The sequence below is a fragment of the Limimaricola sp. G21655-S1 genome (genome assembly GCF_027213785.1).
In the GTDB taxonomy this organism is placed as follows: Bacteria; Pseudomonadota; Alphaproteobacteria; order Rhodobacterales; family Rhodobacteraceae; genus Limimaricola.
Map to the genome: position 1 here is coordinate 1,360 of NZ_JAPWGO010000058.1, position 1,205 is coordinate 2,564.

A 1,205-nucleotide genomic window follows, 5' to 3' on the forward strand; every position below is an offset into this window, starting at 1 on the left:
AGAATGAACCCTTCGAGGTTCAGCCAATCACCATCCAGTTCGACCTCGACCCAGGAATGCAGGATTTCCGCCGGAGCCCACGGATAGGCCGCCTCCGGCACCACGCCGCGCTGAAGCGCCTTGTGTATCGTGAACCCGTGCAGCCTGCATGGCACCCCCACGCCGCGCAGGAGCGCCATCAACAGGGTGGCTTTGGTGTTGCACTGACCATGGCCGTCCCGCAGCACGTCGCTGGCCGAGATGTCGTCCGCCCGGTTGTAGCCAAAGGGAATGTCGTCGCGCACAAAATCGTAGATGGCGCCGATCCGATCGGCTTGCGGCAAACGTGACCAGCCCCGCGCCTCGATCAGAGCGGCGATGGCTGGGACCTTGAAATCCAACATCGGGGTGGTTGCCGTCAGGCAGGGGGAAGTTTGCACGAACTCTCTCCACGAATCGTCGGGAAGAGAGATAGTCCCTACAGTGACTGTAGCTTCAAGCGTTTCCGCTTACGTGCCGCGTGGCGCCGCGAGAATGATCATTGCGCCCGTCAGGCTCACCATCGTCCCGATAAGATCCCACCGATCCGGACGATGTCCTTCGGCCAGCCACATCCACAGCACCGAGGCGGCGATGTAGACACCGCCATAGGCCGCGAAGGCACGCCCCGCCGAGGACGTCTCGACCTGTGCGAGTAGCCATCCGAACAGCGCCAATGAAACCATGCCAGGCAGGAGCCAAAGCGGCGAAGCACCGAGCCGCCACCAGGCCCAGACGGCAAAGCATCCCGCGATCTCGGCGATCGCGGCCAGCGGATAAGCGATGACGGCGTTCAAGTGCCGATGCCCTCGTGGTCCGTCAGGCATTCCGAGTGATCGCGCAGCACTTCGAGCACGCGGCAATCCGCCGCTCGCCCGCCACTGCATTCCTCGATCATGCGTTCCAGCTCCAGCCGCAGCACCTCAAGCCGGGCCATGCGTTGCTCGACCTGCTTGAGCTGGCGCCGGGCAATGGCGTCCGCCTCCTCGCAGGACCGGGCGGGATGATCACTGAGGTCGAGCAGTTCACGGATCGCATCGAGCGAGAAGCCAAGCTGCCGGGCATGACGGATGAAAGACAGGCGGTCGAGCTCGGCATGTCCATAGCGGCGCTGTCCACCATCGGTCCGCCCCGGTTCGGGCATCAGGCCGACCTGCTCGTAATAGCGGATGGTCTGCACCTTCGTG

3 protein-coding genes are annotated in these 1,205 nt (G+C 63.8%); all 3 read right to left on the bottom strand.

Features of this window, described 5'->3' with window-relative positions:
- Positions 1-383, bottom strand: a 383-nt coding sequence (locus O4G76_RS19750) for a transglutaminase family protein (RefSeq protein ID WP_269398866.1), incomplete at its 3' end; no start/stop codon positions are given.
- Between the two features lie 105 nt (positions 384-488).
- A complete protein-coding gene (locus O4G76_RS19755) occupies positions 489-815 on the bottom strand; it encodes a YnfA family protein (RefSeq protein ID WP_269398867.1) in 327 nt (108 codons plus the stop codon).
- Positions 812-1,205, bottom strand: a 394-nt coding sequence (locus O4G76_RS19760; RefSeq protein WP_269398868.1) for a helix-turn-helix domain-containing protein, incomplete at its 5' end; no start/stop codon positions are given. The genes O4G76_RS19755 and O4G76_RS19760, both read right to left, overlap by 4 nt.